This window comes from Actinoplanes sp. OR16 (genome assembly GCF_004001265.1).
In the GTDB taxonomy this organism is placed as follows: Bacteria; Actinomycetota; Actinomycetes; order Mycobacteriales; family Micromonosporaceae; genus Actinoplanes.
In genome coordinates this window covers 8018768-8044817 of the sequence record NZ_AP019371.1, presented here as the reverse complement: position 1 = coordinate 8044817, position 26050 = coordinate 8018768, and the positions used below count along the sequence as shown (strand labels likewise).

Annotated in this window: 26 protein-coding genes, 5 tRNA genes and 2 pseudogenes; 16 read left to right on the top strand and 17 right to left on the bottom strand. The window is 70.3% G+C overall.

Annotated elements, in window-relative coordinates:
• Nucleotides 1-51: 51 nt before the first annotated feature.
• The gene (locus EP757_RS37040; RefSeq protein WP_127553008.1) at nucleotides 52-2013 is read right to left on the bottom strand and encodes a WD40 repeat domain-containing protein; all 1962 of its coding nucleotides are present in this window, start codon (nucleotides 2011-2013) and stop codon (nucleotides 52-54) included.
• 416 nt (nucleotides 2014-2429) lie between these two features.
• Between EP757_RS37040 and EP757_RS37030 the strand changes: the two genes are divergently transcribed.
• Nucleotides 2430-3179, top strand: coding sequence for a hypothetical protein (locus EP757_RS37030; RefSeq protein WP_127553007.1), 750 nt, complete (start codon nucleotides 2430-2432; stop codon nucleotides 3177-3179).
• Between the two features lie 45 nt (nucleotides 3180-3224).
• Entirely contained in the window at nucleotides 3225-3767 is a 543-nt protein-coding gene (locus tag EP757_RS37025) for a nucleotidyltransferase domain-containing protein (protein ID WP_127553006.1), read from the top strand.
• Nucleotides 3768-3848: 81 nt separating this feature from the next.
• Here the strand turns inward: EP757_RS37025 and EP757_RS44545 are convergent, their stop codons facing one another.
• Nucleotides 3849-3971 (bottom strand): hypothetical protein, encoded by a 123-nt coding sequence (locus EP757_RS44545; protein ID WP_255435310.1) that lies wholly within the window; start codon nucleotides 3969-3971, stop codon nucleotides 3849-3851.
• 399 nt (nucleotides 3972-4370) lie between these two features.
• On the opposite strand from EP757_RS44545, the gene EP757_RS37020 reads away from it, so the two are divergent.
• From EP757_RS37020 to EP757_RS36995, 8 genes are all read left to right on the top strand, one after another.
• Nucleotides 4371-7847: a hypothetical protein gene (locus EP757_RS37020; RefSeq protein ID WP_127553005.1), complete on the top strand. Its 3477-nt coding sequence runs from the start codon at nucleotides 4371-4373 to the stop codon at nucleotides 7845-7847.
• Nucleotides 7848-7922: 75 nt separating this feature from the next.
• Nucleotides 7923-8045: a hypothetical protein gene (locus EP757_RS44540; protein ID WP_255435309.1), complete on the top strand. Its 123-nt coding sequence runs from the start codon at nucleotides 7923-7925 to the stop codon at nucleotides 8043-8045.
• 140 nt (nucleotides 8046-8185) lie between these two features.
• Nucleotides 8186-8259, top strand: a tRNA-Glu gene (locus tag EP757_RS37015).
• 9 nt (nucleotides 8260-8268) lie between these two features.
• Nucleotides 8269-8342 (top strand) — tRNA-Leu (locus EP757_RS37010).
• A 3-nt stretch (nucleotides 8343-8345) separates the two neighbouring features.
• Nucleotides 8346-8419: transfer RNA gene (locus EP757_RS37005), tRNA-Leu, on the top strand.
• A 40-nt stretch (nucleotides 8420-8459) separates the two neighbouring features.
• Nucleotides 8460-8518: transfer RNA gene (locus EP757_RS43085), tRNA-Asp, on the top strand.
• 25 nt (nucleotides 8519-8543) lie between these two features.
• Nucleotides 8544-8625, top strand: a tRNA-Tyr gene (locus tag EP757_RS37000).
• A 192-nt stretch (nucleotides 8626-8817) separates the two neighbouring features.
• Complete coding sequence (locus tag EP757_RS36995; RefSeq protein ID WP_127553004.1) at nucleotides 8818-9300, top strand: hypothetical protein; 483 nt, start codon at nucleotides 8818-8820, stop codon at nucleotides 9298-9300.
• Nucleotides 9301-9393: 93 nt separating this feature from the next.
• Here the strand turns inward: EP757_RS36995 and EP757_RS44325 are convergent.
• The 4 genes and pseudogenes from EP757_RS44325 to EP757_RS44320 all read right to left on the bottom strand — a co-directional run.
• Nucleotides 9394-10210, bottom strand: a pseudogene (locus EP757_RS44325) (IS5 family transposase); the annotation flags it as partial.
• Nucleotides 10207-10407: a hypothetical protein gene (locus tag EP757_RS36985; protein ID WP_127553003.1), complete on the bottom strand. Its 201-nt coding sequence runs from the start codon at nucleotides 10405-10407 to the stop codon at nucleotides 10207-10209. The pseudogene EP757_RS44325 and the gene EP757_RS36985, both read right to left, overlap by 4 nt.
• Complete coding sequence (locus tag EP757_RS36980; protein ID WP_127553002.1) at nucleotides 10404-10808, bottom strand: hypothetical protein; 405 nt, start codon at nucleotides 10806-10808, stop codon at nucleotides 10404-10406. Before EP757_RS36980 ends, EP757_RS36985 begins: the two co-directional genes overlap by 4 nt.
• A gap of 10 nt (nucleotides 10809-10818) precedes the next feature.
• A pseudogene (locus EP757_RS44320) lies at nucleotides 10819-11621 on the bottom strand (DUF6192 family protein).
• 335 nt (nucleotides 11622-11956) lie between these two features.
• Here EP757_RS44320 and EP757_RS36970 point away from each other — a divergent pair.
• Nucleotides 11957-12316 (top strand): hypothetical protein, encoded by a 360-nt coding sequence (locus tag EP757_RS36970; protein WP_127553001.1) that lies wholly within the window; start codon nucleotides 11957-11959, stop codon nucleotides 12314-12316.
• Nucleotides 12317-12356: 40 nt separating this feature from the next.
• Here the strand turns inward: EP757_RS36970 and EP757_RS36965 are convergent, their stop codons facing one another.
• The 3 genes from EP757_RS36965 to EP757_RS36955 are packed head-to-tail and all read right to left on the bottom strand — an operon-like array spanning nucleotide 12357 to nucleotide 13723.
• On the bottom strand, nucleotides 12357-12761 hold the full coding sequence (locus tag EP757_RS36965; RefSeq protein WP_127553000.1) for a carboxymuconolactone decarboxylase family protein: 405 nt from the start codon (nucleotides 12759-12761) through the stop codon (nucleotides 12357-12359).
• Nucleotides 12758-13141, bottom strand: a complete 384-nt coding sequence (locus tag EP757_RS36960) for a MerR family transcriptional regulator (RefSeq protein WP_127552999.1) — start codon at nucleotides 13139-13141, stop codon at nucleotides 12758-12760. Before EP757_RS36960 ends, EP757_RS36965 begins: the two co-directional genes overlap by 4 nt.
• Nucleotides 13142-13189: 48 nt before the next feature.
• Nucleotides 13190-13723 carry a hypothetical protein gene (locus EP757_RS36955; RefSeq protein WP_127552998.1) on the bottom strand — a complete coding sequence of 178 codons (534 nt, stop codon included), beginning with the start codon at nucleotides 13721-13723 and terminating at the stop codon, nucleotides 13190-13192.
• 138 nt (nucleotides 13724-13861) lie between these two features.
• Here EP757_RS36955 and EP757_RS36950 point away from each other — a divergent pair, with 138 nt between their 5' ends.
• On the top strand, nucleotides 13862-14443 hold the full coding sequence (locus tag EP757_RS36950; RefSeq protein WP_127552997.1) for a TetR/AcrR family transcriptional regulator: 582 nt from the start codon (nucleotides 13862-13864) through the stop codon (nucleotides 14441-14443).
• 12 nt (nucleotides 14444-14455) lie between these two features.
• Here the strand turns inward: EP757_RS36950 and EP757_RS36945 are convergent, their stop codons facing one another.
• Genes EP757_RS36945 through EP757_RS36920 form a run of 6 tightly spaced genes read right to left on the bottom strand, consistent with a single transcriptional unit; the run spans nucleotide 14456 to nucleotide 21704 of the window.
• A complete protein-coding gene (locus EP757_RS36945) occupies nucleotides 14456-15547 on the bottom strand; it encodes a hypothetical protein (protein ID WP_127552996.1) in 1092 nt (363 codons plus the stop codon).
• Nucleotides 15548-15551: 4 nt separating this feature from the next.
• Entirely contained in the window at nucleotides 15552-16745 is a 1194-nt protein-coding gene (locus EP757_RS36940; protein ID WP_127552995.1) for a CHAT domain-containing protein, read from the bottom strand.
• Nucleotides 16742-18658: a hypothetical protein gene (locus EP757_RS36935; protein ID WP_127552994.1), complete on the bottom strand. Its 1917-nt coding sequence runs from the start codon at nucleotides 18656-18658 to the stop codon at nucleotides 16742-16744. Before EP757_RS36935 ends, EP757_RS36940 begins: the two co-directional genes overlap by 4 nt.
• 3 nt (nucleotides 18659-18661) lie before the next feature.
• Nucleotides 18662-19675, bottom strand: coding sequence for a hypothetical protein (locus EP757_RS36930; protein WP_127552993.1), 1014 nt, complete (start codon nucleotides 19673-19675; stop codon nucleotides 18662-18664).
• Nucleotides 19672-19980 carry a hypothetical protein gene (locus EP757_RS36925; RefSeq protein WP_127552992.1) on the bottom strand — a complete coding sequence of 103 codons (309 nt, stop codon included), beginning with the start codon at nucleotides 19978-19980 and terminating at the stop codon, nucleotides 19672-19674. Before EP757_RS36925 ends, EP757_RS36930 begins: the two co-directional genes overlap by 4 nt.
• A 38-nt stretch (nucleotides 19981-20018) precedes the next feature.
• Complete coding sequence (locus tag EP757_RS36920) at nucleotides 20019-21704, bottom strand: NACHT domain-containing NTPase (RefSeq protein WP_127552991.1); 1686 nt, start codon at nucleotides 21702-21704, stop codon at nucleotides 20019-20021.
• 203 nt (nucleotides 21705-21907) lie between these two features.
• Here EP757_RS36920 and EP757_RS36915 point away from each other — a divergent pair, with 203 nt between their 5' ends.
• From EP757_RS36915 to EP757_RS36905, 3 genes are all read left to right on the top strand, one after another.
• Nucleotides 21908-22699, top strand: a complete 792-nt coding sequence (locus EP757_RS36915; protein WP_127552990.1) for an SDR family NAD(P)-dependent oxidoreductase — start codon at nucleotides 21908-21910, stop codon at nucleotides 22697-22699.
• Nucleotides 22700-22780: 81 nt separating this feature from the next.
• Nucleotides 22781-22906: a hypothetical protein gene (locus EP757_RS44535; RefSeq protein WP_255435308.1), complete on the top strand. Its 126-nt coding sequence runs from the start codon at nucleotides 22781-22783 to the stop codon at nucleotides 22904-22906.
• A gap of 30 nt (nucleotides 22907-22936) precedes the next feature.
• The gene (locus EP757_RS36905; protein WP_127552989.1) at nucleotides 22937-23500 is read left to right on the top strand and encodes a DUF4203 domain-containing protein; all 564 of its coding nucleotides are present in this window, start codon (nucleotides 22937-22939) and stop codon (nucleotides 23498-23500) included.
• A gap of 21 nt (nucleotides 23501-23521) precedes the next feature.
• On the opposite strand, the gene EP757_RS36900 is transcribed toward EP757_RS36905, so the two are convergent.
• Together EP757_RS36900 and EP757_RS36895 are read right to left on the bottom strand one after the other, a co-directional pair.
• Nucleotides 23522-24130 (bottom strand): TetR/AcrR family transcriptional regulator, encoded by a 609-nt coding sequence (locus EP757_RS36900; RefSeq protein ID WP_127552988.1) that lies wholly within the window; start codon nucleotides 24128-24130, stop codon nucleotides 23522-23524.
• Between the two features lie 192 nt (nucleotides 24131-24322).
• Nucleotides 24323-24880, bottom strand: a complete 558-nt coding sequence (locus tag EP757_RS36895) for a hypothetical protein (RefSeq protein ID WP_127552987.1) — start codon at nucleotides 24878-24880, stop codon at nucleotides 24323-24325.
• Between the two features lie 82 nt (nucleotides 24881-24962).
• On the opposite strand from EP757_RS36895, the gene EP757_RS36890 reads away from it, so the two are divergent.
• Nucleotides 24963-26045, top strand: a complete 1083-nt coding sequence (locus tag EP757_RS36890; RefSeq protein WP_174262481.1) for a hypothetical protein — start codon at nucleotides 24963-24965, stop codon at nucleotides 26043-26045.
• Nucleotides 26046-26050: the final 5 nt, after the last annotated feature.

Below are 26050 nucleotides of genomic sequence, written 5' to 3'. Positions count from 1 at the left end.
CGCCACGGGGGCGACGGGCGAGATGAGCCGGGGCTGAGCCACCGGACCATCTCAGACGTCGACGGCGGTCAGGCCACCGGGTCCGGCGACGAACAGGGTTCCTGCCGGACCCACGGACAGGTCGTGGATGGGCGCGCCGGTCTCCAGGACGCCGGCGGTGGCGCCGGTCAGCGGCTCCCAGATCCGCACCGTCCCGTCCCGGTCTCCGGAAGCGACCCGCCCGGGACTGCCGGGCAGCGCCACCACCGCATGGATCTCGCTGCTGTGCCCGGAGTCCGGCTCGGCGGCGAGATCACCGGTCCGGGGGTTCCAGACGCGTACGGCGGTCTTGCCGTAGACGGCCGCGAGCAGCACATCCCCATCCTCGGTGGAGAATGCGGCGACCAGGCGGGACGAGCCGGCGGCCTCGGATCCGTGCGCCGGAACGCGGACCCGGCCGCCGGTCAGTGCGTTCCACAGCCGGACCCGGTCGGGAGGGCAGGCCGCGATGAGGGTCCTGCCGTCCGGCCCGGTGAGCACCGTGATCGCGTGCACGTCCTTCGGCAGGCGGAATCGGACCGGGCGTCCCCATCGGCGCAGCGGCCGGCCGGTGGTGGCGTTCCAGATCCGCACCGACGACCGGTGGTAGTCGTGGGAGAAGACCGTCGCGAGCAGGTCGGCACCGACCGGGATCGCGTCCCTGGAGTGGCCGGGCGCCCGGCCGAGGGGCGCACGCCGGGGCCACGGCTGGGCCTTTCCGGTCCGGGCCGAGAAGCGGCGCAGCCCTTTCAGGTAGGTACCGCACGCGACGGCGAAACCCGGAACCCAGATCAGGGGGGCACGGACCGCCGAGGTGAGGTTCCGGTCGTTCGCCTTCATCGGCTCACCGGCGCTCTCTCCGGTGGCCTGATCCCACAGACGGATGGTCTGGTCGCCGTCGCCGTACGTCGCGACCAGGGCGGGAGCGCCGTCGTCGGGTGCGGGTGACGCCCGCACGGTGACCCGGCCGCTGTGCCCGGTCGGCGGGAGGGCGTCGTCGTCCTCGGTCCCGGTCAGGTCCCACACGCGGACGGCGTCGGAGTAGCCGGCGGCGAGCATGAGCCGGCCGCCGGGCGCGCGGAAGGCCGTGATCGATGCGGTGTGCTCGGGTGGTCCGGTCAGCGGCGGCCCGGCCGGCTTGCCGGTCACCAGATCCACCAGCCGTATCGTGCCGTCGCGACCGGCCGCGGCGAGCCACGGTGTGCCCTCCGGACCGGCGAAGGTCACGACCGCGGCGACGTGCCCGAGGCCCCAGTTCCGGCGGTGCAGCCGGCCGTCGGCGGCGTCGCAGAACTCCACCTCCGCGCCGGCGAAGACGAGCCAGTCCGTGCCGCCGGCATCGCGCCACCCGGCGACGTCGGTGCTGCCCCACCTCGAGGAGCTGACCTGGTGGCCCGTCGGGAAGTCCGCTGACGCGTCCCAGACGCCGGCATAGACCCGGGTGACCGTGTCTTCGACATCCGTTCCCACGTACGACTGACTGAACGCCGTCCGGGCCGTCCCGCCGGAGGAGACGACCGTCCGCAGCCGGAACTCCTGCGTGTAGGCGCCGGGTTTCCGGGCGATCCGGGGCGGGCCGTCACCGTCCACGTCCCAGACCCGGACCGACCCGTCGTGGGCCGCGACCGCCATGGCAGCCCCCGGAAGCGCGACGATCGAGGTGACCCCGCGGTCGTGCCCGGTCCGCGGAGCGCCCACTTCGACGCCGTTCTCGACGTCCCAGAGCCGCACGGAACCGTCACTGCCGCCGACCGCCAGCCGCTCCACTCCCGCCGCGTCGGCCACCACGGCCAGCACCTTCGCTTGGCCGGCCGCCGCCAGCGGCTTGCCCCACGGCTGCCCGCTCAGCGCGTCCCACAACTCGACGGTCAGCCCGCTCGGTGACGTGGTGGCCAGCACCACCCGCCGATCGGGCAGCGTGACCGCCGCGACCAGGCTGGCCCAGGTGGCCCAGTGCAGACTCGCCTGATTCGGCCGTGACCAACGAACCCGCACAGCGCCACCCGGTCCTTCGCACGACGAGGACGCACCGGCCGGCCACGCCCGCGATCATTCCAACACGGTCCCTCATGGAGGGTCCAGCCACGCACGACGCCGGAAGACCGTCTACGGCGAGCTGATCCGCGACCGCATCCCGGAGATCATCGCAGCGAACGGTGACACTCCGAAGTTCGGCGTCCTCCCCGCGGACCGCCTCCTCCCCAGGCGGCGGCGCGGAAGCGCGAGGCCCGGGGCGGCTTCGGCGAACGCTACTGGCTGGATGAGGTCGAACACCCCTGAAGGATGGATGGCCGGCATCCTCAGCGCGGCCATCGCCGTGATCGCTCTGCATGCCCCGGTGCGCGTCCCGGGCCCCGCCCACGGCGACACCTGCGAGACCCGCGCGCCGTCGATGGCCTAGATTGTCGCGGGTGGGGCTCAGCGGATCGGTGTACTGCCGTTGCTGGAAGGACGCCGGCCTGGCCGACTCGATCGGCTTCGACGAGGACGGCTGGCTGGATCTCCTGAGGCCGGACGATGCGGTGGCGCGGCGATGGTTCGCGGCGGGATGCGAGCACGAAGACTTCGAAGTCGCCTGGGCTGATCTGGGCAGTCTCGGCGGTCAGCGCATCCTCCGCCAGGTGTGCGAAGCGATCGGCTGGTCGCTGCTGCCCACGCTGCGCGACGTTCTGCCGACCACGAACGACGGCGGGATCCCGGCGGCTGATGTGCCTGCCGTCCTGTCCGATCTCGAACTGTTCGAGAGTCAGGTGGGCACGGTCACCGAGACGGTGCTGCTCGACGAGGCGACCGGCCACGCGGTCCACGGTTGCATCGGGTCGCACCCCTCGATGCTCGGATGGAACGGGACATTGCACGCGGGGAGCGACGCCGGCGGCTTCTTCGTGCTGGACACCGGCGCCGGACCACCGGCCGAGGTCTTCCGCGCGAAGCGGTTCAGCCAACGCGCGCTGGGCGGCGACATGGTGGAGTTCACGGGCGAGAACGGCACGGTGCGGTTGCCGTTGTTCCTGGTCGGCGGCGTCCTGCCGGTGACCCCCGAACGGCTGACCACGGTGACCCGCCCTCAATCAGCGGAGTCTTGGGCCGGCTGGCTCGGGTCGCTGCGCATGCTGTGCGCGGCGTCGCTGGCCACCGGCAACCCGGTGAGATGGAGCTGAGTTCAAGATCCGATCTTCGGTACGGGTGCCCGCATACTGGCATTCATGCCCACCAGCACCCCGCCCGGATCCCGGACGACGATCGATGACGTGCTGTTCCTCCTGAGCCTGGCAGAGCACGCCGGTGCCCGGCTGTGGATCGACGGTGGCTGGGGAGTCGACGCGCTGCTGGGCGCGCAGACGCGCGAGCACGGCGACCTCGACGTGGCGATCGAGCAACGCCACCTGGGCCCTTTCCTCGACGGTTTGTCGGGCCACGGATTCGTGCCGGTCGAGGAGGAGGGTGCCACGGAGTGGAACTTCCTGATGCGGAACGCGACGGGAGTGGTCGTCGACCTTCATGTCATCGTGGTCGACGCCGAGGGCAACGGCGTCCTGGGGCCGCCGGAGGCCGGTAACGCCTACCCGGCCGCCTCACTGACCGGCCGCGGCACGATCGCGGACCGGCCCGTGGACTGCATCACCGCCGACTGGGCCGTCCGATTCCGGGACGCCTACACCGGCGATGCCGCCGACCGCGCCGACGTCCAGGCCCTGTGCCGCCGTTTCGCCCTGCCGGTTCCGCAGCAGTACCAAGGCATCGGCTGACCCGCATCGTGCCCGGTCGCCGGAGGGCCTGATGGCGGCCCTCCGGCTGGTGGAGATCCGTCCGTCGACGGTCCGGAGGAGTTACCCGTCCCTCCGGCGCTGCCGGCAGGTCGCGGCAAGGTTGATCACGGCGGCGGCGAGGCCGGCCAGGGCGCCGATCGCCGTCGCAATGCTGGTCAGGGTGTGCATCAATCGAGGTCCCATCACTTGGTGGTGGTCCCGGGGCGGCCGCTCCGTGCTGACGAGACCAAGCCTGTGTCCGGCCGCGGTGATCGAACTGTGCGCCGCTGTGCGCAGCTCCGCTGTGGTGCGGCGATACGGTGGGTGCACAGGCTGGTCGTCGGCGCAGCGGGCACGCTGAACGCACACCGATCGCACAGTGAGGACTTCGGACGGAAGGGCTGTCAGGGCCGGATGGTGGCAGGGCGGAGCGGGCGGGGAAGGCCGATCGGCCAGCAGGCATGGCCGCCCGCTGGTTCCCAGCGTGACTGGCTCGCGTACTGCGACAAGATCCACCAGGCCAACGGCCTGCCCAGCCTCCGCACGATCGCCACGAGTATGGGTCTGTCGTCCGCTACCCGGGTCAATGACATGCTGCGTGGCTTGGCACTCCCGGCCGATGGAGCCCAGGCCCGCGCGCTGCTGGAAGCGCTGGGTGCGCTCAGCGCGGAAGCCGACCGGGGCGTTCGCCTGTACGAGACCGCTCGCGCCGAGCGCGAGCAGGCCACACGTCGGCGGAGCGAGCGGGAAGCGGATCGGCCGGACTGGTGGCTACGGTCCGGATACCTCGAGCAGGTCGCCGATATCGCCCCGCTGAAGCTGCTGGACCGCGAGGCCGAACTGGCCGAGCTGGCCGACTGGTGCGTCAGCGGGGATGAGCCGTATGTCTGGTGGCAGGCGGAGCCGCGGGCCGGCAAGTCCGCGCTGATGGCCTGGTTCGTTCTTCATCCGCCGCCCGAAGTGTGGGTGATCTCGTTCTTCGTCACGGCCCGCTACGCGGGTCAGGCCGACAGCACCGCGTTCACTGACGGCCTGCTCGACCAGCTGTCCGCGATCACCGGCGCTCAGGTCCCGCCGTCCAGCTCCGGCCCGGAGCGGGACAGGCTGCGACGCCGGCTGCTCGGCGAGGCCGCCGCCCGGGCGGTGAAGACGGGCCGGCGTCTGGTGCTGCTCGTCGACGGCCTGGACGAGGACTGCGGCTCCGGCCCTGGTTCCGGGATGCCCAGTATCGCGGCGAGCCTGCCGAAACGTCCTCCTGACGGGCTGCGGCTCATCGTGGCCGGCCGGCCGGATCCGCCGTTGCCCGCCGACGTCCACACCGCTGCCGATCATCCTCTGCACGGCTGCGGAGTCCGATGGCTGAACGTCTCCCCGCATGCCCAGCGGGTCACCGAACTAGCCAAGCAGGAACTCGACGAGATCCTGGCCGTCGACCAGGACCGGCACGACGGCCTGGGCTATCAGGTTCTCGGCCTGGTCACGGCCTGCGGCGGTGGTCTCGACCGCCGGGACCTGCAGCAATTGATCGGACGGCCCGCCTTCGAGATCGACCGGCTCATGTGCGGTGTGTTCGGGCGCACCGTCGCCGGCCGCGCTGACCCGGGCACCACCAAACGGGCGTTCCTGTTCACCCACGAAACGCTGCGCCAGGAGGCTCACGATCGGCTCGGCCGGGACACCCTCGACGGCTTCGCCGCCCGTCTGCACACCTGGGCAGACGGTTACCGGCGATCAGCGTGGCCGGACGACACCCCGACGTACCTGCTGCGTGGCTACCCGCGCATGCTCGCCGACGCTCACGACCACGACAGGCTGATCGCCCTGGCCACCGATCCGGCCCGCCACGACCGCATGCTCGACGCTTCGGGCGGCGACGCCGCCGCCCTGGCTGAGATCACCATGGCCTTCACCCTCACCCGGTCCCAGCCCCGCCCTGACCTGTCGGCCGCCTTACGCCTGGCCTGGTACCGCGACCAGCTCACCGAGCGCAACACCAACATCCCGACCGAGCTCCCCGCGGTCTGGGCCATGCTCGGACAGGCCATCCGCGGCGAAGCTCTCGCCCGGTCGATCACCAACCCGGACCGGCAGGGGCAGGCGTTCGCCGCCCTGGCCGGGCCGTTGGCGGTCGCCGGCGAGTACGACCGGGCGGAGCAGATCGCCCGGTCCATCATCGACCCACAGGTGGAGGCCCGTGCGCTGGCCGGCCTGGTTGAGCGGCTGGCGGTCGCCGGTGAGTACGACCGGGCGGAGCAGATCGCCCGGTCGATCACCGACCCGCTGGAGCAGGGGCACGCGCTGGTCGGCCTGGTCGGGCCGCTGGCGGTCGCCGGAGAGTACGACCGGGCGGAGCTGATCGCTGGGTCCATCACTCGTCCCGACCAGCAAGGGCAGGCGTTGGTAGCCCTGGTCGAGCGGTTGGCCGTGGCCGGCGAGTACGACCGGGCGGAGCGGATCGCCCGGTCCATCACTCGTCCGGACCGGCAGGGGCAGGCGTTGGTGGTCCTGGTCGAGCGCCTGGCGGTCGCCGGTGATGCCGACCGGGCCGAGCAGACCGCCGAGTCGATCACCGACCCGCAGGTGCAACGGCAGGCGTGGGCTGCCCTGGTCGAGCAGTTGACAGTGGCCGGCGAGCACGCCCGCGCCGAGCAGATCGTCCGGTCCATCGACTACCGTCCGGCCCCGCGGAGTCAGGCGTGGGCCGCCGTGTCCCAGCGGCTGGCCGCCGCCGACGATCTCGACCGCGCGGAGCAGACCGCCCGCTCGATCACCGACCCGCAGGCGCAAGGGCAGGCGTGGGTCGCCCTGGCCGAGCGGTGGGCCGCCGCCGGCGAGTACGACCGCGCGGAGCAGATCGCCCGGTCCATCTCTGATCCGCAGGTGCAGGCGCAGGCGTTGGTCGGCCTTGCCAAGCAGCTCGCCGTCAGCGGCGAGCACGACCGCGCCGCGGCGGTCGCCGCAGCCGCCGAGCAGATCGCCCGGTCGATCACCAACCCGCGAGCCTGGGAGTGGGCGCTGGTTGCGCTGGCCGAGCAGCTCGCCGCCACCGGCGAGCATGATCGCGCCGAACGGATCGCCCGATCCGTCACCCACCCGTACCGGCAGGGGCAGGCGTTGACCGCCCTGGTCGCCTCGCTGTCGGCTGCGGGTGAGCATGACCGTGCGGAACAGGTCGCCCGGTCGATCACCGACCCGCAGGTTCAGGGACAGGCGCTGACCGCTCTGGCCGCGCCGCTGGTCGTTGCCGGTGAGCATGATCATGCTGAGCAGATCGCCCTGTCCTTCGCCTATCGTGAAGGCCCGCCGGGGGAGGCATGGACCAGCCTGGTCACGTCGCTGGCCGTCGCCGGTGAGCATGACCGCGCGGAGCGGATCGCCCGGACCATCACCGACCCGCCGGTTCAAGCACAGGCGCTGGTCGCTCTGGTCGAGCAACTGGCCGTCTCCGGCGAGCATGACCGCGCCGAGCAGATCGCCCGGTCCATCACCTTTCCGGATCCGCAGGGGCAGGCGTTGACTGCCCTGGTCACGGAGTTGGCCGCGGCCGGCGAGCATGACCGCGCCGAACGGACCGCCCGCTCCATCACGCGCCCGGACCGGCAGGGGCAGGCGTTGGCCGCCCTCGCCCAGCAGCTGGCCGTCGCCGGCCGACGTGACCGGGCGGCGGCCGTAGCCACCGCAGCGGAACAGATCACGCGATCGATCGCCCACCCGCACTGGCAGGCGGAGGCGCTGACTGATCTGGCGAAGCAGCTCGCCGCCGCCGGCGAGCATGACCGTGCTGAGCGGATCGCCCGATCCATCACCCGCCCTGATTGGCAGGGGCCGGCCTTGGCCGCACTGGCCGGGGTGCTGGCGGCAGGCGGCGAGCACGACCGTGCTGAGCGGATCGCCCGGTCCATCGCCGGCCCGGACTGGCAGGGGCGAGCACTGGCCGACCTGGCCGGCGTAGCGGGGACGGATCGAGCCCGATCGTTGGTGGCGGAGGCGCTGGCGATCGGGCGATGGACGATTCCGTTGTCGGCGGTGGCCGGCATCGACGCGACGGCTCTAGCGACCTTCGCCGACGAATGCACATAAAAAAGATTGCGTTGTACGGGTGGCCGCTCTACTGTCGTTCACAACAGCAACACACGAAATGAAGGAGCGCCTGAGATGAATCGCCGGTATGCCGAATCGGACTCGCAGCATCTGCTGCTGTGTTCGGCTGCCCGCGTCCTAGAGGCGTATTCCGAGCAGGCCGACGACCTCGAACTCCGTACCGGGAGGCGCACGTAGCGCCCGCGGAAGCGCCCAGCGCCGAAGCCGCCTCCCGTACCGGGGAAGCGGCTTTTTTCTTTGCATCGCCGATTCCTCATCGGCGCATGCCCGCAATTCCTACGAATTGACAAATGCACAATGTGAATGGCATGAGTAATGGGCCGGTAGATCAAGCTGGCAGATCGCCTGACTCTCGATCAGGAGGTTCCGGGTTCGAGCCCCGGTCGGCCTGCGCTCTGTTGTCCTCGTAGCCCAACCGGCAGAGGCACGGTCTTGAGGAGGCCGTCGGTGCGGGTTCGAATCCCGCCGAGGACACGAGCCCGTGTAGCCCAACTGGCAGAGGCGCTGCGTTCAGGGCGCAGAGGTTCGGGGTTCGAATCCCCGCACGGGTACGTTCAGCGGCCGGCGCGTCCGCCGGCCGCCATGCCGCCGTAGCTCAGGGGGAGAGCATCCGACCGTCGATCGGGAGGGTCGTGGGTTCGAGTCCCCTGGGAGAGCTGTGGTCGTAGCTCACATGCGGGAGCGCCGACGTTGGAGAGTCGGGGCCGGCTGTAACCCGGTCGCACGCGCTGAGAGGGTTCGAATCCCTCCTCCCGCACTCAGTGTCTGTCTCGCAACCTGTTTCCGCAGCTAGCAGGTATTGTGCTCGGCTGGACTCTGTTTCTACCGTTCGTACGACCGTCACGGTGACGCCAATCCGAACGCCGAACTGCGGAGTCGGCCCGGTTTGATCCGGTGCACGGATCCGCCGATGAGCGGAAATACGGGTGTCGACACATAAGATCCACGGATGCCGCCCTGTGTAGACGTCTTTGTTTGGCTACCTCGTCCCGACCCGGGCCTCCTCAGCCACTTCATCAAGCGCTACGTCAACAGCGACCATCCCGGCGATGAGCGGCTTGCTGCCTTCAGCCGGATCTATATCGAGAACGCGGGGAGCGATGACGATCGAGCAGCTCTCGCTGACCTCTGCCGCAGCGACGCAGTGGACGACGGTTTCTCGCTGTACGTGAAAGCACGTGCGCACTACGGAGCGATTCTCACGATCACTCGTGAAGGTGCCGCAGTGCTTGGCCTCAGCATCGACGATCCGTACGGCTCCCCGCAGGTCCAGGCAGAGGCCCGGAGCTTGATAGCAGACCTCCGCGCTGAGTTCCTATCTCCCGCCGGACGTGCGGGCGTGGAGCTGGCCCCCGCTCACTCTCGGCAGGAATGGGAGGACGATGGATTGGTGCAAATTCGAGTAGGCGTGTTGCCGCAGGATGCCTCGTAGACGTCCGGATCTAGCCGCGATCCGCTCCTCTCCAGATGCCCGAACTGATCAGGCGGCGAAGAGCTTGGGTACTGCAGCTCGTCGACCATCCGCGCGGGTGATCCGGCGAATCATCAGGGTGATGTTGGCCCAGGTGATGTGGGCTTCGGAGTGTTCGGTTAGGCGTTCGTAGTCGCGGGCGTTGCGGCGGGCGCGCATCAGCCAGGACAGTGATCGTTCGAGGATCCACCGGCGCGGCAGCACCTTGAAGCCGACCTGGTTCGGCGGCTTCTTCACGACCTTGAAGGTGAGGTCGAGATGGTTGCAGGCCCAATCGGTCAGGCCGGTGTAGGCATTGTCGGCCCACATCAGGGTTAGCTCCGGATTCGCTTGCGCAGCTCAGGCAGCATTTCGCGGGCGGCATCGCGGTCGGTGACATCCGCCGCGGTTACCTTCACCGTCATCAACAGACCCTTCGTGTCGACGATTAAGTGCCGCTTTCGTCCGTTGATCAGCTTCGCGCCGTCGAATCCGCGGGTGTCTCGGCTGACGGTCTCGGCGGCCTTTACGCTCTGCGAGTCCATGATGGCGGTAACCGGACGGGGGCACCGGCCGGCGTCGACGCGGATGTGGCGGCGCAGCTGGTCGCGGAGGTAGTCGAGCACGCCTGCTTTGCCCAGCGGGCGAAGAACCCGTAGACGGTTTTCCAGGGCGGGAAGTCCGATGGCAGGGCTCGCCACTTGCAGCCGTTGTCGACCAGGTAGCGGATCGCGTCCACGATCTCGCGTCGCGGATGCGCCTCTGGATGGCCCCCCTTTGGTGTGGTGCTAGCCGGCGGCGGCAGCAGCGGTTCGAGGAGCTTCCACTCGGCGTCGGTGGTGTCGGACGGGTAGCGGCGCCGTCGGGGTAGGACCGTGATCGTGGCGTTCATTCGCCACGTGCCAGCGGCTCAAGCGCGGTTTTGACGCTGGTGAGCTGGCCGAGCACCAGCTGGGCCCACTCGTCGTCGGGATGGCCCTTCAGATGCGGGATGATCACGCTGTCCAGCAGCCGGGTGATCCGCAGCATCTCCTCGCGTACGCAGCCGCGTTCGTAGGTGGTCCAGTCCGCGCCCTCGATGGTCGTCATGCGCCGCGGACGAGCAGACCGAGCGCGGACTCGACGCCGGTGAGCTGCCCGAGCACCAGCTGGACCCACTCGTCGTCGGGAAGCCGTTGAGCGTGGGGAATGACCGTGCTGCTCAGCAGCCGCGCGATGCGGGTCAGCGCGGTGCGTACGCAGGCCCGCTCGTAGGCGATCCAGTCGGCCGGCTCGGTCGACAGCTGGTAGCCGTCCTTGCGGGTCCAGGTCAGCGGGGTGAGGTTCTCCGCCGCGAGCACTTCACGCACGAACCGGAGCCCGGACTGGACCTGATACTGGCTCAGTTCGGTCGCGGTCACCAGCTGTCGGGTGGTCAGCCCGGCCGGGCGGGCTTCCATCAACGCGACCCGGACCAGATCACCGGCGACATTCGCGGGCACCCGTCCCATGACCCGGGGCCTACTCGCCGCGCAGGAGGCGGGCGAGGCCCTCCTCCGGGGTGACCTGACCGGTGGCAACCGCGCCCTCGAGCCAGTCCGCGGCGGCCCGGACCCGGGCCACGTTGCGCTGCACCGTCGCCTTTTCATCTTCGGTGTAGTTCTGCCCGCGCAGGCCGGGCACGATCCGGCCGGCGGACGCGACGAACTGGGCGCACGCACCGACCAGGTCCAGGAACTCAGCGGTGTGCTGAACGTGCTGGAGCGCGGGTGTGCGCCGCCGCACGAGCTCTGCTCCTTGCCGGGACTGGTCGACCTGGGCGCGGTTTACCTGGTGCCGTGCCGTGGTGTCGGTCATCGCCCGCGCGGCTACCTCCGGCCGGCGCAGCAGATTCGTGGCGATCTGCGAGGCGACTTCCTCGTCACGGACCAGCTCCTGCGCCGCCACGACCTTCTCCTGCACGGTGGTTTCGCTCATCGCCTTGAACGCCACGTCCGGTCGGCGGCGACCCGGGAGGCGACCTTCTCGTCGCGGACCAGGTCATGGACCGCCACGACCTTCTCCTCCACCGACTCCGGGCGCGCGACCCGGTTGCCGACCCGGCGCCTGGCGTCGTCCGGGCTCCACCGCCGCTCGCCTGTGCGAGCGATCACCGGCGGCTGAGCGATCGCCGCGAACCGCTGCTCAGCGTCCGGGATCTCCGCCAGGATCGTGTGCACGGTGAACGAGGCGTCCACCCGTCGGTGTTCCCGAGGCCAGCGCGAGGCGACCCACCGCCACTTCTTCACCGTGGTCGCGGCGGCTCCGATGTCCTCAGCGAACATGGCCAGCGCCTGCGAGACGGTCACCATCTCCTCGCTCAGCGCGGGATGCGCACCCCTATACGGGCGCATCGGCTCGATCTCCAACGCCCACTCGCCCATCCGGAACTGGATCCGGGTGTGTTCCTGCATCAACGTGCGGCACTCGGTCACGATCTCGTCGTACCGGGCCTGCGTCACGTTCCCGATCATGGCTGGCATCAGGTCACCGCCCAAGGAGCCGCCCGCAGCGCGGCGAGAACCGCAGTCAGCAACTACGGTCGATACCAGTCAGGCTGAACCGCAGCTCAGCAAGGTCGCGGTCCTCCGCAAGCGGTCACTCGTCCGAACGACCCGATGTGAGTGACCTACTCCGCCACGACCTCGTACGACACCGCGGCGAACAGAACACCGCCGACAACGGCCGATCCAGACCAGCCACCCACTCGGCCCCGCACTGCGGACAGGCCACCCGGTGCTCCTGCCTCACCGCCGCGATCCGGGCCCGGCTCCGCCGGACCGTACGCCAGTGCCGGGCTCGGCACGCCGACGAGCAGAACACCATCGACATCCGGGCCGCCGGCGGCAGCCGGTCACCGCAGACCGGGCACCGCCGTGGCGGCTTCAGCGTCGAGCCGCCAGCGACGCCGTTCGGCTGGGGGACCAGCGACAACCAGCCCCGAGCACCGCGCTTCGCACCGCTCATCCCGCGAGCGTAGAACCGGCCCTAACTCGATCTTGGAGTAGCGAGACAGGCACTCAGCGATTCTCGAAGACCTCCTTCGCGGCGAACGTGGCGTTCAGTGCCCGGGGGAATCCGGCGTAGACCGCGGCGTGCAGCATCGCCTCGACTATCTCGTCCTGGGTCAGGCCCACGTTGAGTGCGGCGCCCACGTGCACCTTGAGCTGGGGTTCGCAGCCACCCAGAGCAGTCAGCACACCTATCGTGACCAGTTGACGGGAGCGCGGGTCCAGGCCGGGGCGGTCGTAGATGTCGCCGAACGCGAACGCTGCCACGTGGTGGCCCAGGGCGGGAGAGATGCCGGCCAGGGCGTCGATCACCGAGGTGCCGGCGTCGCCGTCGATGCGGGCGAGGACGTCCAGGCCGTGACGGCGCCGGTCCTCGCTGGCAGGGGTGGTGATGTCGTGCTGCGGGTCGCTCATGGCTGGGTCGCTCCTCCGTACGTCGCGATCTTGTATTCGGTCGTGGCGAGCGCCAGCTGCAGTCGCGCTATCTGGGCGCGCAGCGTGTCGCGGTGTTCCAGCAGCAGGTCGAGCCGGTCGGGGATGGTGATGTCGCCGCGGTCGACCAGCTCGATGTAGTGGCGCAGGTCGCTGATCGGCATCCCGGAGGTGCGCATCCGGGTCAGGAACACCAGCCGCCTGATCGCCGCGGCGTCGTACTCGCGGTGACCGGCCTGATTGCGGGGTACGGAGACCAGCCCGATGCGCTCGTAGTACCGCAGCGTATGCGGGCTGACCTCCAGATGCCGGGCCGCCGTAGCGATGTCCCATGGCTCCCGCATCGCGGTCGTCGCGTTCATGAGAGCGACGGTAGATCTTCGAGCGCGCTCGAACACAAACCCGGAGTGTCAGCTGCCCTTTGCGGCGCGACCCAGGCGGATCGCGGAGAGCAGGAAGAAGACGGCGCCGGGGACGGCGTAGCCGACCGCGTTGGTGAGGGTGGGCTCGGCCGCTGCGGCGCCGGCGATGAACGAGGCGCCGGCCAGGATCGACAGGCCGCCACTGAAGATCATCGGCCACTGGCCGCCCATGTTACGGCGAGTGATCGCCACGATGAGTTGTACCGCTCCGGCGAGCACGGCCCAGGCGCCCCAGACGCGGAGCATCGCCGGGATGCCGGAGGTGGCCGCGACCGCCAGGCCGGCGGCGGTGAGGGAGCTGACCGCGATGTTGACGTAGAGCAGGACGGGTGAAGTCGTCTGCCGCGAGGACCGGGCGTCGACGACGGCGGCACCCACGTCGAACAGCGGATACAGCACGAACAGCGCGGCGACCAGAGGGGTGAGCTCGTCGGCCAGCGCGAACGTCACCGCTGCCCAGATGATGGCGAACGCGAAGCGGACGAAGTAGAGCCGGCGCAGGGCGGCCGCGGGGGTGGGCACGGATGTTCCTCACTTCGGGAGAACGAACGTTCTGTCGAAGCAGACGATGGCAGTCGCGGAGCGTGATGTCAAGAACGAACGTTCTGCCTACGGAGTGGCCCCTGTGAGACCGAACGTTCTGCCGCTAGGATTCCGGGCATGGCAACCAGACCCTCCGAGGCGCGATCCCGCCTGCTCGGCACGGCTTCGCAGATCTTCTACGCGGAGGGCATCCACGCGGTCGGCGTCGACCGGATCGTCGCCGAGGCGAAGGTCACCCGGGCCACCTTCTACCGGCACTTCCCCGGCAAGGAGGACCTGGTCCTGGCGTACCTGCAGAGCGTCGACGAGGCGATCCGCGCCCAGGTTCACGGCGCCGTCTCCGGCGACCTCTCGGCAGGCGACACGGTCCGCGCCGTCGCGACGACGATCGCCGACGGCATCCAGTCACCGGGCTTCCGCGGTTGTGCCTTCCTGAACGCCGTCGCCGAGTACCCGGACCCGGACAGCCCCGTTCACCAGCTGATCCTCGCGCACCGCCAGTGGTTCCACGACACCATGCACACGCTGCTCGCCCGCGTCCACGAGACGAAAGCCGAGGCGGCGGCCCAGCACTTCGTCATGCTCCGCGACGGTGCGATGGCGGCCGGCTGCCTCTTCGACCCGGCCCAGATCTGCGACACCTTCCTCCGCGGCGTCGACGGCCTCGTCACCACCCACGGCGCCCGCGGTTCCGATTGACGTCACCGGGGATCAGGTCAGTTCGGCGTACAGCAGCGCGGCAAGCCCTTCCGGCTCCACGAAGCGCGCGTCAGCGAACCAGTTCGGGTCCGGCGGGAGCGGAAGCCGCGTGGTGGTGTCGGTCCGGACCAGCAGCACACGGTCGCTGAACTCGGCGAGGAAGCGGGCGTGGGCCTGGAGCCGGGCGTGTCCCTGCCACATCCGGCTGCTGTAACCGGCCGACAGGAAGAGGACGCTGGCGGCCGCGGCGCCGCCGTACATCCGCCGCAGCCGGTCGACCAGGCGGGCGCCGTGCAGCATCGGGTCGGGGGCGGTGTAGAGGCGGACGCCGAGGCCGGCGTCGGAGAGGGCGGCGGCCACGGCTTCGACGTACCGTCGCTGGTCGTCCGCGAAGAGGAGGTGAACGTCCGCGGGAGGCTGCGGCGCCACCAGGGTCGCCGTGGGGGAGGGGCGCCGATATCCGCCCGCGAACGGCGCTGCCGGCGTGAGCATCTCGTTCATGGAGAGCCAGCCGGCGAATTCGGGGGCCTCGGCCGCCAGCCGCCGGACCAGGGCGTTGTAGCGCCGCAGCGCGAGGCCGGCCATCGGTGGCATCTGCGGTGGACAGTCCTTCGACAGCCGGTCCGGCAGCGCCAGCGCGGAGACGAAACGGTGGACTCGGTCGCCGAGGAGATCGAAGTAGTCGTGCAGGCGGTCGAGGTTCTCGCGGTACCGCACGTTCGGCCCCGGAGCCGGGACGTCGGCTGCGAGCAGGAGACCGGCCGCGTCCTGGGACGTGTCCGTCATGTCCGTGCTCAGGCTCGGGAGCAGGATGATCTGCTCCCAGGTGGTCAGCCGCGCGGCGGCGTAGACGTCCGGGCCGATGGTGTCGCGGAAGGCGTCGAAACCGGCCACACCCACCAGCACGCTGTGCGCCAGCATGATCCGCTCATCGGGGTCGGCGGGCACCGCTCCCCACCCCCAGCCGCGCGGGGGATGCGACGGGATCGGGCTGCCCACGGCCGCCACCAGCAGGCGGACCGCGCGGTCGGCCGGCGCCCGGACCCGGTTGACCCACCAGGGTGCGAAGCACTCCCGGGCCCGGCGGTAGGACAGCGGCACCATGCGCTCACACCGTTTCGACGGCCAGTGTGGGATCGCCATAGCAGACGTAGAGCAGCCCGAGCGGGTTGTGCCAGAGCTGGAAGAGCTCACGCCGGGCGCGTACCACCGCTTCGCCGAGCGGCCGGCCCTGGAGCAGGTTGGCGTAGAAACGCTCGGCGAAGGCCGCGGCGACCGGGTCCGGGACATCGGCTTCGGTGCCGACGAAGCCGCGGTGCCGGTTCTTGAGGAAGTAGCGGGCGAACGACCGGTGGCTGCCGCTGTCGACCTTCGCCGAGCCGCAGGCGTTCACGACGATCAGCGCGCGCGACTCCGTGCTGACGCCGTGCTGCTGGGTCCGGGTGGCATATCCGGAGCGGATGGCCGCGAGTGAGATGTCATGCCGGTGACCGGGGCTGCCGATGCGCAGCGCGTACCCACTGTCGGTCCGGTTCTCGGTGACGAAGTGGCAGGCGAAGTGCTGGATCTGTGCTGCCGTGCCGGCGTGGTTCCCGTTCAGTCCGTTGACCGGATCGTGGAGGGCGTCGAGCAGCAGTCGCGTCACGTCGGCCGGGTCGTGCGCCGGCGACGGCCACGGGCCGTCCACCGACATCCGCCCGTGCTGCATCCCGAAAGCCGTGGCCTCCGTCCGGACACCCTCCATGGTGTAGGTGATCAACTGAACCGGCAGAACGGGCGCGGCTCGCAACGGGTCGTTGTGCACCATGCCGGGGCCGACGCGCCGGACCGCCATCGTGAAACCGACGAATCGCCGCAGCATGGTGGTCGCCTCGGTGAGGTTCTCGAAGCGGGCGAACGGCGTGTGATCCAACAGCGGCAGCGCCTCGAACGGGAAGTGGTCGTCGTGCCCGCGAACCTCGATGACGGGTACGGCGTCGGCGCGCTGCCACTGGGGCCACCGCCGAGTCAGCCGGCAGCGGATCTCTTCGAGGACGTCGGCGTCGTCGTCGACCAGCTGGAATGCGACCTGGGTGAGCTCGCCCTCGAGATAGGTCAGGGCGGTGCTGAGCTGGTCGATTCCGGGGCGCTCGACGGCGATGAGAGACCGGAAATGCTCCATGACGGAGTCGAACGTGGCCCGGGCGTGGAGGAGGCCGTCACGGCGGCCGACAAACAGATCGGCGAAACCGGGAGTCTGCAGCACGATCCGGTCGCCGGGCCCGTCCAGGTCGAAGACCGCCAGCGGCTCACGAGACGTCACCGGCGGGCCCCCGTACCGTCCAGGGTCAGTTCCAGGCTCTGCATCGTGTGCCCCCGCTGCGCCACCCGGACCCAGAGCCAGGCGGTCGAGGCGCCCGGAGCGGCGGGCGTCAGGGCGACGGTCACCGCAGCCGGTTGGCCGGCGGGCACATCGACGGTACGGGTGGCCTGACGCAGATCCGGAACATCACTCTCGATCGTCACCTCGAAGGTGACCTGGGGCGTGTCACGTCCGCCGCGCAGCCGCAGAGGAGCGCTGATCCCGTCGTCGGGGGAATCCGGCCCGATCACCACCGACAGCTCGTAGGTGTCACCCCAGCGCACCGACGCGGTGCCGTCGTCGCTGATCGGCACCACGTTGCCGTCGTCGAGCAACGCTATCGAGAGATGGCCGTCGTAGTTGTCCAGCACCGGACCGCGCAGCGAGTCCCGCAGGCTGCGTTCGACCGCCGGCGCGAGATCCTCCCTCAACCCCGACCGGATGCCGGCCCGCACCGACTCGGTGAGCCGTCCGGGAAGCTCGGCGAACGTGCCGGCGACGACCGGATCGGCCGCTGACGCCGGAAGCTCCGGTGTGCCCGACGGCTCCCAGCGGCGTTGCCCGGGCGCCGGCAGGCCGACGTTGTAACTGGTCGACATGGCGGTGAAGATCGCCCGTTCGTCGGCGGCGTCGCGGGGGCGCCGCCAGCCCAGAGCATCGATCATGTCGAGCCGGTGCAGGTCGACGGTGGCTTCGATGGTCTGTCCCCAGCGCACCACGGATTCGGTGGCCGTCCGGTAGGAACGGACGGAGAACACCAGGCAGGCGGCGGCCGCGGCACAGATGAGCAACGCGGCGGGCCACGCGTTGCGCGCGAGGGCGGCGATCGCGACCCATACGCCGATCAGGCCCGACCATTGGAGGGGGCCGGCCGTCACCGGAGTCCGGGCGGACATCGCCGCTACCGACAGGCCCGTCAGTCCTACCAGGATTGCGACCACAGTCGTGATCACATCCGCGGTTACCGACGGCATACCGGGCTCGGCGGTAGCCAGCGCCGTGATGGTCAGCCAGACGCCGGCCAGCGCCCATGCCACCGCGAGATGGAGGAACATCCGCACGCGATAGGCAGCGGTGAAGAGCATCCGTCGCTGCTCGTCCGGAAGGAGCATGACGAGCCGTGGCAGCACCGGTGATAGGTGCAGCCCGTACCGGAGCATCAACCGGTCGCTCACCGCTGCCTCCGCGTTGCCGAACACGGTCGCTTCGGCGTCACGCGACCAGGGGAATCGCAACGCCAGGTGTGGCGCGCACAGCGCGACGACGAGATCGACGGCATCCTTCCGCACGTTGCCGGCGTGCACCCTGGCGCCGGAGCGTTTCTCCCAATCGTTGATCACCGCGTCGATCACTTGAGGGACCACCGAGACCACTGATGTGCCATCGCTCGCCCGGAGCACGCGACGCACGCGGGCATCCACGAAGTCCAGCGAGGCCGTGGACGCATCGGAATGGCGGAGGATGAGGTTCTTGACGCCGTCCGTCAGAGGCTCGGCCAGGTCGGTGACATCCCAGGAAGCTCTGCGGTCCGCCTGATCGAGGAGGTGTCTTCGTGCCTGTGTCTGGGCGACACGGGCCCGGCGTTCGAACCATCCTCGGATGCCGTACTCCGCTCCCTCCTTCCCGGTGGCCCGGGGCAATCGGGTCAACGCTGAGGCCAGGGGAACCGCGAACAGGAACACCAGTGCGGCGCCGCCGATCCAGGCGGCGAGGTCGCGGCTCGCCGACTGCGGGGTGGCGCCCCAGATCGCGACGCCGGTGCCCCACAGCAGGGCGATCGACGCCGCCATCGCCAGAGGAAGCGGCAGCATGCCGGCCAGCGCGGGCGGAACGCGCACGGCCTGCCGGTAGACGCGCGGGTCCAGCGGGTCCATCGGTCAGGACGCCTTCGGGGCCGGCACGACGGATGCGCGGCCCAGCGGCGTCGGCGTGGTGACGGGGAAGGTGAGCACCCGTGACGGGCAGCCCGGCACCGGAACCGTGATCACCGTGGGTGCGGCGTCGGTGCCGCCCGTGCGTACCGCGGTGATCGTGTCGACGTCGCAGCCGAGCGCCCTCCGGCCGGCGTCGTTGAGGGTGAGGGTGAGCAGGATCGGTGCGCTGTCCTTCGGCTTCGGTTCCGGCGCGGTGGCCAGGAGCAGCACACCCGCGGCGACCAGGGCCACCGAGAAGCAGGCCAGGATCCGGGCGATGAAGAACCTGCGTCGTACGACGTCGGCGGCGTGCAGCAGGAACGCGTCGCGCTGGACCAGCTCGGCCCGGCGTACCTGCTCGCTCCACTGCGCCAGGCTGAACTGCAGCGATGTCAGCCGGGCGGTCGCCGACGCTGCGGCGACGCGTTTCTCGGCCGCGCTGATGCGAGCCTCCCGTACGGCCTCGGTGAGAGCCTTGTCCCTGGGTTTCGCCTCGCTCGCCTGTTCCGCGCCGACGAGCGTGGACTCGGCGGCGGTCCTTTGATGCTCGGCCTCCTGGGCCCGCGCGTGAGCGACGAGGATCTGCCCCTCGGCGTCGTTCGCGCCGGCCCGGCTGGCCTCCAATCGCGACGCCAGTTCTGCAGCCGCACGGAACGGCTGCCCGGGAATCCTGGACAGGTCCATCCTCGACAGGTCCGTCGTCTCCAGCGAGAGCGGGACCAGCACGGCGGCGAACCCGAGCACCCCGACCAGGGCGCCGATCGCCGCCAGGGTGACACCCCCGATGAGCGAGGCCGGGTCGAACCCGCCGTCGCCGGGCGCGCGCACCAGCGCCGCCAGCACCGCCAGGCTGGGGATGGCGCCGAGGGCGGAAGCCAGCCATCGGGCCGTACTGCGGGTGCCGTCGGCGGCGGCGACAGCGAGATCGCCGACGCCGGTCGTTGTCGTGACCGCGGCGGGCGGGGTCGGAGCGGTCACGCCGGTCCCAGTCCGACCACGATGGGACGAGGCGGTGGTCCGACGATGTCGAGCGTTTCGAGGATCGCGCGAAGCGTGGGCTCCAGACCGCCGACCTGGACGACCTCTCCGGTGGCGGCGTTGCGGGTGATCCGGCGCAGGAACGCGTGCAGGGCGGCGATCGAGATGACGTCGACGTCATTCATGAACAACGCCGGTGCGGGGTCGTCGTCATCGCGGTTGGGAAGCAGCGACTGGCCGCGGCAGCGCACCTTGACCGTGCGGTGATCCGGCCAGACGACGTCGATCTCCAGAGTGAGGGCCACCGCCACCCGCCTTCCTGGCTGCGAACCGGTGGTTGATGTTATCCAGCGCCGGGGGTGTCCGGCATCCCTCGTCCGGGATCTCCTCGCTGATCCAGTCCACGTTCGATGGTGGTGGCCAGCGACGTTTCCCCTCGTAGCCTCGCCTCGGCGACGGAGCGGTACTCGTCGTCGGCCGGCTCCTGCGTGCGCTCGACGATGTGGCCGTCGATCAGCTCGAGCCGATCGACGATCGCGTGCCAGGCCGGACGCGGCAGCCCGGCGTCCCACGCCAGCACCAGGCATCGCCAGGCCCAGCCGGGGTCGGCGCCGGGCGGCATCAGGTCGGTCACGGCGACGCCGTCGGCGGTGTCGCCGACGGTGACGGCGAGCAGCACCAGATTGGCGGTGAGGGTGGCGAAGCCGGCGAGCACCGGGGGCGGCGGCGCGGACCCGCGGGCCTCGGCGAGCGCGGCACGCAGCACCGCGCGGAGGTCGTGGCGTCCGATCGAGAGGCCGGCGACGAAGTCCAGAACTCGCGGGCGGGCTGCGAGAACCCGATGCGACAACATCGCCTGCAACCCGGGGAAGGGTTCCCGGCCGGCCAGCGTCACGACGAGGCGGTCGGCGACCAGGAAGTCCGCTGTCTGGCTGTCGAGCAGACCGTACGACCGGCCGGCGGAGACGCTGACGAAGGGACATCGCATGAGCCACCGCAGGGCGTGTGGTTCCACCGTCAGTTCGTCTTCGCCGACCGTGTCGAGGCCGTGGTGGAACGTGGTGATCGCCAGATCGCCCAGCAGCCGCACGCTTTCCTCGACCGGGATGACGGGGGCCGGTCGCCGGCGGAGCATCAGCTCCAGCACGGCCTTGTAGCGCGCGGCCCCGTCGCGGGGCAGGGCGTCGCCGTTCTCGGCGAGAACCAGCGTCATCAACGTCAGCAGTTCCGGTGAGCCTCCGAGACCGGGCAGGCCGGCGGTGTCGGCGCCGACCCCGTTCAGCCGGCCGGCGGCGATGTCGGCGGAGTTCACCGCGTTCCAGGTGTCGAGCCAGAGTCGGATCCGCTCGTCGTCGAACGGTTCCAGCAGCAGGACCGGCATGCCGTCGGGACCTCGGAGCCGGCCGGCCAGGCCCGTGTCGGTCGCGGCGATGACCGCGACGGGCCGGCCGAGCAGGCTTTCGCGCCGCTGGAACTCCGCGACCTCCGAGAGATACCCGGGCCGGGCGGCGGCGTCCACCCCGTCGACGAGCAGGACGAGGTAGCCGTCGTCGTCGAAGAGACCGACATCGGGCCAGCTGACACGTCCGTTCGTGGCCTGCCAGAGAGCCTCGTGCACCTGGGCGCTGACCGGTGCGCCGGGATTGACGGCGTCCAGGGGAACGCGGATCACGGTGAAGTGCTCCGGCGGCAGGCGGGCGGCGAGCGTGCTCAACAGCAGAGTCTTGCCGCCGCCGGGAGGGCTGAGGACGAGCAACGGGCCGCGTGCCGCATCGGGCGTGGCGAGGTAGGCGGCCAGGAACATGTCGAGATCGGAACGCACGGGCTGGCCGGACCATCGCACCTGCCTCAGCGGCTCCTCGCCGGTGGCACCGACGCATCGGAAGTCGCGCCGCAGAAATCCCTGTTCGAGGCTCGGCGCCCGGGCGCGCCCGGCGACGAACAGAGGCTCATCCAGACCGGCCCGGTTGATGCGGGCCAGGACCGTCTCCGGGGTGGGCGCCACGCCGGCGTCCGATGAACCAGTCATGCGCCGATGATGCCCACCGTCGCGGGAATCTGCTCATCCGTTGCTCATCCGTCGGCGACAGCATGTGAGCTGCGGCCGCGCATCGGCGCGGCCACTGAGCGATTTTCACCCTGGCCCCAGGGCTCGAAGGTGCCGGGCCGTTGTCCGGCGCCGGCATGCGAGGCCCTCGCCACGTTGAGGAGGCTCACTGATGAGGAGGATGCATGGACCTGCGGCTCACCGGGAAGACGGCGTTCGTCAGCGGATCCAGTCAGGGCATCGGTTTCGCGACCGCCAGGGCCCTCGCTGGGGAAGGCGTCGACGTGATTCTCAACGGGCGTGACGCGGTGAGGCTGGACGCGGCCGTCGAGGCTCTGCGCCGCGAGGCTCCGGGCGTGGCGGTCAGTGGGCTGGCCGGCGACTTCGCTGTCGCCGGGGACGTCGACCGGCTGTGCGAGCGGCTGCCGGGCGTGGACATCCTGGTCAACAACGTCGGGCTGTTCGAGCTCAAGCCGTTCGAGCTGATCTCGGACGACGACTGGCGGCTGTACTTCGAGGTCAACGTGCTCAGCGGTGTCCGGCTCGCGCGGCGGTTGCTGCCCGGGATGCTCGACCGGGGCTGGGGACGGATCGTGTTCGTGAGCAGCGAGTCCGGCGTCGACGTTCCGGCCGACATGATTCATTACGGGACGTCGAAGACGGCGATGCTGTCGGTCGGCAACGGGCTGGCGAAGCTCACGAAGGGCACGGCGGTGACCGTCAACTCGGTGCTGGGCGGGCCGACGTACTCCGATGGGGTGGCTCGGACGGTGAAGTCTCTGGCCGGGGCACAGGCCATCGGCGAGGAGCAGATGAAGGCGGCGATCATCGGCGCCACCGCGACGTCCCTGCTCGGGCGCTTCATCGAACCGGCCGAGATCGCGAACGCGGTGACGTTCATCGCCAGCCCGGCCGCCTCGGCGATCAACGGAACGGCCGTCCGCGTCGACGGCGGCGTGCTGACGACGCTGCTGTGACAACCCGGTGGAGGCGAACCACTGCGCGCTCACCTCCCCGGGATGATGATTCGCGGTGCGGCACCGGACAGAGTGCAGGGCATGGGTGAGGCGATCGGTGTGGCACTGAGCCCGATTCCGATCATCGCGGTGATCCTGATGCTCACCACGCCACGTGCCCGCGCCACCGGCCCGGCTGTCGCCGTCGTCATGGCCGTGGTGTGGTGAACGGCTCTTCGGAACAGGAGGCTCTTCCGCGTGGATACGTCAGGATTCGGAGTGCTGCTCATCGGCGTACTGCTGTGTTTCGCAGGCGTCCGCTCGCTGAACCTCGCCGTCTTCGGATCCGGTCTGGCGGTGGGCTGGCTGATCACCGAGCCGTTCGGTGCCTCGCTGCCGACGGCCTTGCTCGTGGCGGTGGCCGCCGGTCTGATCGCGCTGCTCCTGGCCCGGTTCGTCTTCCGGGTCGGGCTCTTCTTCGTCGGTGGCCTGGCCGGGACGGTGATCGGGGCCAAGGTCTTCGGCCTGCTGCAACCCGACGGCGGCAGCGTGATCCTGCTGGTCCTGTTCGTGGCGGCCTGCGGTTTCATCGGCGGCCTGGTGACCCAGCGGTATCGCCTGGCGGCGCTGGCCGTCGTCTGCGCCCTGGGCGGGGCGGCGCTCGTCCTCAGTGGCCTGGCCCGGGCGTTCCCCGATCCGCTCGGCTTCCTGCGTGATCCCGCCGGCGAGGTGGAGGCGGCGCTGACGACGGTCGTCTGGCTGGCGGTCGCCGGGACGGGGTGGGCCGTTCAGCGCAGGCAGCTGGCGAAGACCCGGCGATGACCGCACTCGCAGCGCCACCGATCACGGCACCCTCCGCGCGCCGTGGAGGAAGAGGCCGACGATCTGCTCGGGTGACAGCGGCGATCCGTCGGGGTGGAGCAGGCGAGTACCGCCGAAGGCCATGTTGACGAACGCGTCCGCCAGGACCGGGGGTGGGAGACGCAGGTGCTGCTCGTCGGTTTCCAGCAGGGCGGCGACGGCTCCGCGCAGTTCCGCCGAGTTGACGAACGAGCGGAGGCCTTCCCGGCGGCGGGTGGCGTCGGCCGTGGTTTCGGTGGGGCGGATGCCTCGGTGGAAGGCGTCGAGTTCGGTGCGGATGCGGCGGTTGTAGGCGGCGAGGACCTCGATCACCTCGACGAGCCGGGACGCGAGCGGCTGATCCACCCGGATCGCGGTGATCGTGCGCATCTCTGCGGACGGGTCCGTCACCGCCGCTATGACCTCGGTCAGCGCGGTGAAACACGCCTGGAGGACCGCCTGGTTGTCGGGGAAGACCGCCAGCAGGTCGGCCTCACCGACGCCGGCCGCAGCGGCGATCTGCGCGGTGCTCATGGTGTGGAGCTCGCCCAGCAGCGGAAGGGCCGCCTGCACGACGTCTCGGTGGAGCTGATCGGGTTCCGGTCCGGACATGTGGCCTCCCCGCAGGAGAATTCGCTGCTGTTCACGCTATGAGGGCCGGTGCGGGAAGTCACCCGGGTGGTCCGGCCGGGTATCTCCGGCAGCGGAGCCCGGCGGACACGCGGAGGCGTGAATGTGGAATCGGCGAAACCGATCGGCATGCCGCAGAACAGCAGCAGCATCGGCCCGTCATCGGGCACCGCGTCACGCGCCCGCCGCGCGGTCTCGCCAGTGGCGGGGAATGCCGAGGTCGAAGTATTCGGCGCGGAGAAGAATGATCTTTGATTCGCGGTCGCGCAGCAGTGATTCGAACGCCGACCGCAGCTCTCCGGCGAATCGGCGGACGTCGAGCATGCGGAGGGTTCCGTCGGCGACACTGACCTGCCAGTGTGTCATTCCGATCGTCCGGATAGCGACAGTCTGACCGGAAGAGATACCAGTGCACTCGATCGAGCGAAGCTTTTCCCCGTACGACGAAAGCTCTTGATCTTTATGGGTTTGCCGTGCTTCATCGGCCTCCGCGTGAGTCAGGCCGGATGCCGTTCTGCTGATCTCCCGGCGCTCTCTTTCCCAGGCCACCCAGGTGTTCGTGGCCAGGCCGGCGAGCTGGCGTTCCAGGCGTTGCTCGTCGTACCACTCGAAAGAGTCGCGCTGGAAGTCGATTCGCAAGATCCGTTCACCGGTGATCGTGGCGCGCACATTACCGTCCGGCGAGGTGCCCGTTACCAACATCATCCGGAACTGCTGACCGATATCGTTCATGCTCATTCCCCGTGTCGCCGGATCGGAACCGAACCGATTGACAGACGCCAACGTACCTGAGGATGTGTGGTACATATCTGCGATGGGGGAAAGACGACGCTTCGCGGTGGCCGCGGCCATGGCGCTGGCCCTATTGATCACGCCCGCTCCGGCCGCGGCACAGCCCACCGACGCGAATCCGCGGCCGGCGGCGGGCTCGGGCGGCGACGGATTCACCGGCGACGGCGGCCCGGCGGTGCAGGCCGAGCTGAAGAATCCGGAAGGCGCGGCGGTCGCCGCCGACGGGACCCTCTACATCGCCGACACGGGGAACCACCGGGTGCGCGCGGTCGGCCCGGACGGGATGATCCGGACGGTGGCCGGTGACGGCGAGGCGCGCAACGAGACCGGGCCGCTGCCCGCCGCGGCGAAGGGGACCGAGATCTCGCTGGGATACCCCAGCGACCTCGCGCTGGGCGCGGACGGCACGCTCTTCATCGCGGACACGACGGCGGTACGGGTGTACGCGCTCGCCTCCGACGGGACGATCTCGGTGCGCGCCGACGCGACGATGGGCCGTGATCAGATCGGCGCGCCGCTCAAGGGTCCGAGCGCCATCGCGGCAGCCGCGGACGGCACGCTCTACGTGACCGATCAGGACTACAACCGGGTGCTGGGGTACACCCCCGGCGGTGAGGTCAGCGAGGTCGTGACCGGTGGGATCGCCGCGCCGAACGGGCTCGCCGTCGACGACCAGGGCGATCTGTGGATCTCCGGCGCCAACGCGCTGCACCGGTTGCGCGGTGGCGACCTGTCCGCGGTGACGACGGCCGGCGCGGTGTCGGCGGTCAGTGCCGGATCCGGCGACGTCTTCACCGTCGACCCGTCCGCGCGGCAGGTGCGGGCCATCGCGCCGGGCGGCGCCGTCCGTACGGTCACCGCGCTCGACGCGCAGACCTTCGGCACCGGTGTCGTGCTGCTCGGCGCCGGGACCGCGCAGGACGGCTCGATCTACCTGATCGACGTGGTCGGCAACCGGGTGTTCGCCCAGCCGGTGCCGGCCGCTGAGGAGGCCGGCGACGACGGAGTGCCGGCGGTGTGGCTGATGGTGCTCGGCGGCGCCGCCCTCGTGGTGATCGCCGGCGCGGTGATCTGGTTGCTGCGGCGGCGCGGGCCGGCGAGCTGACGGAG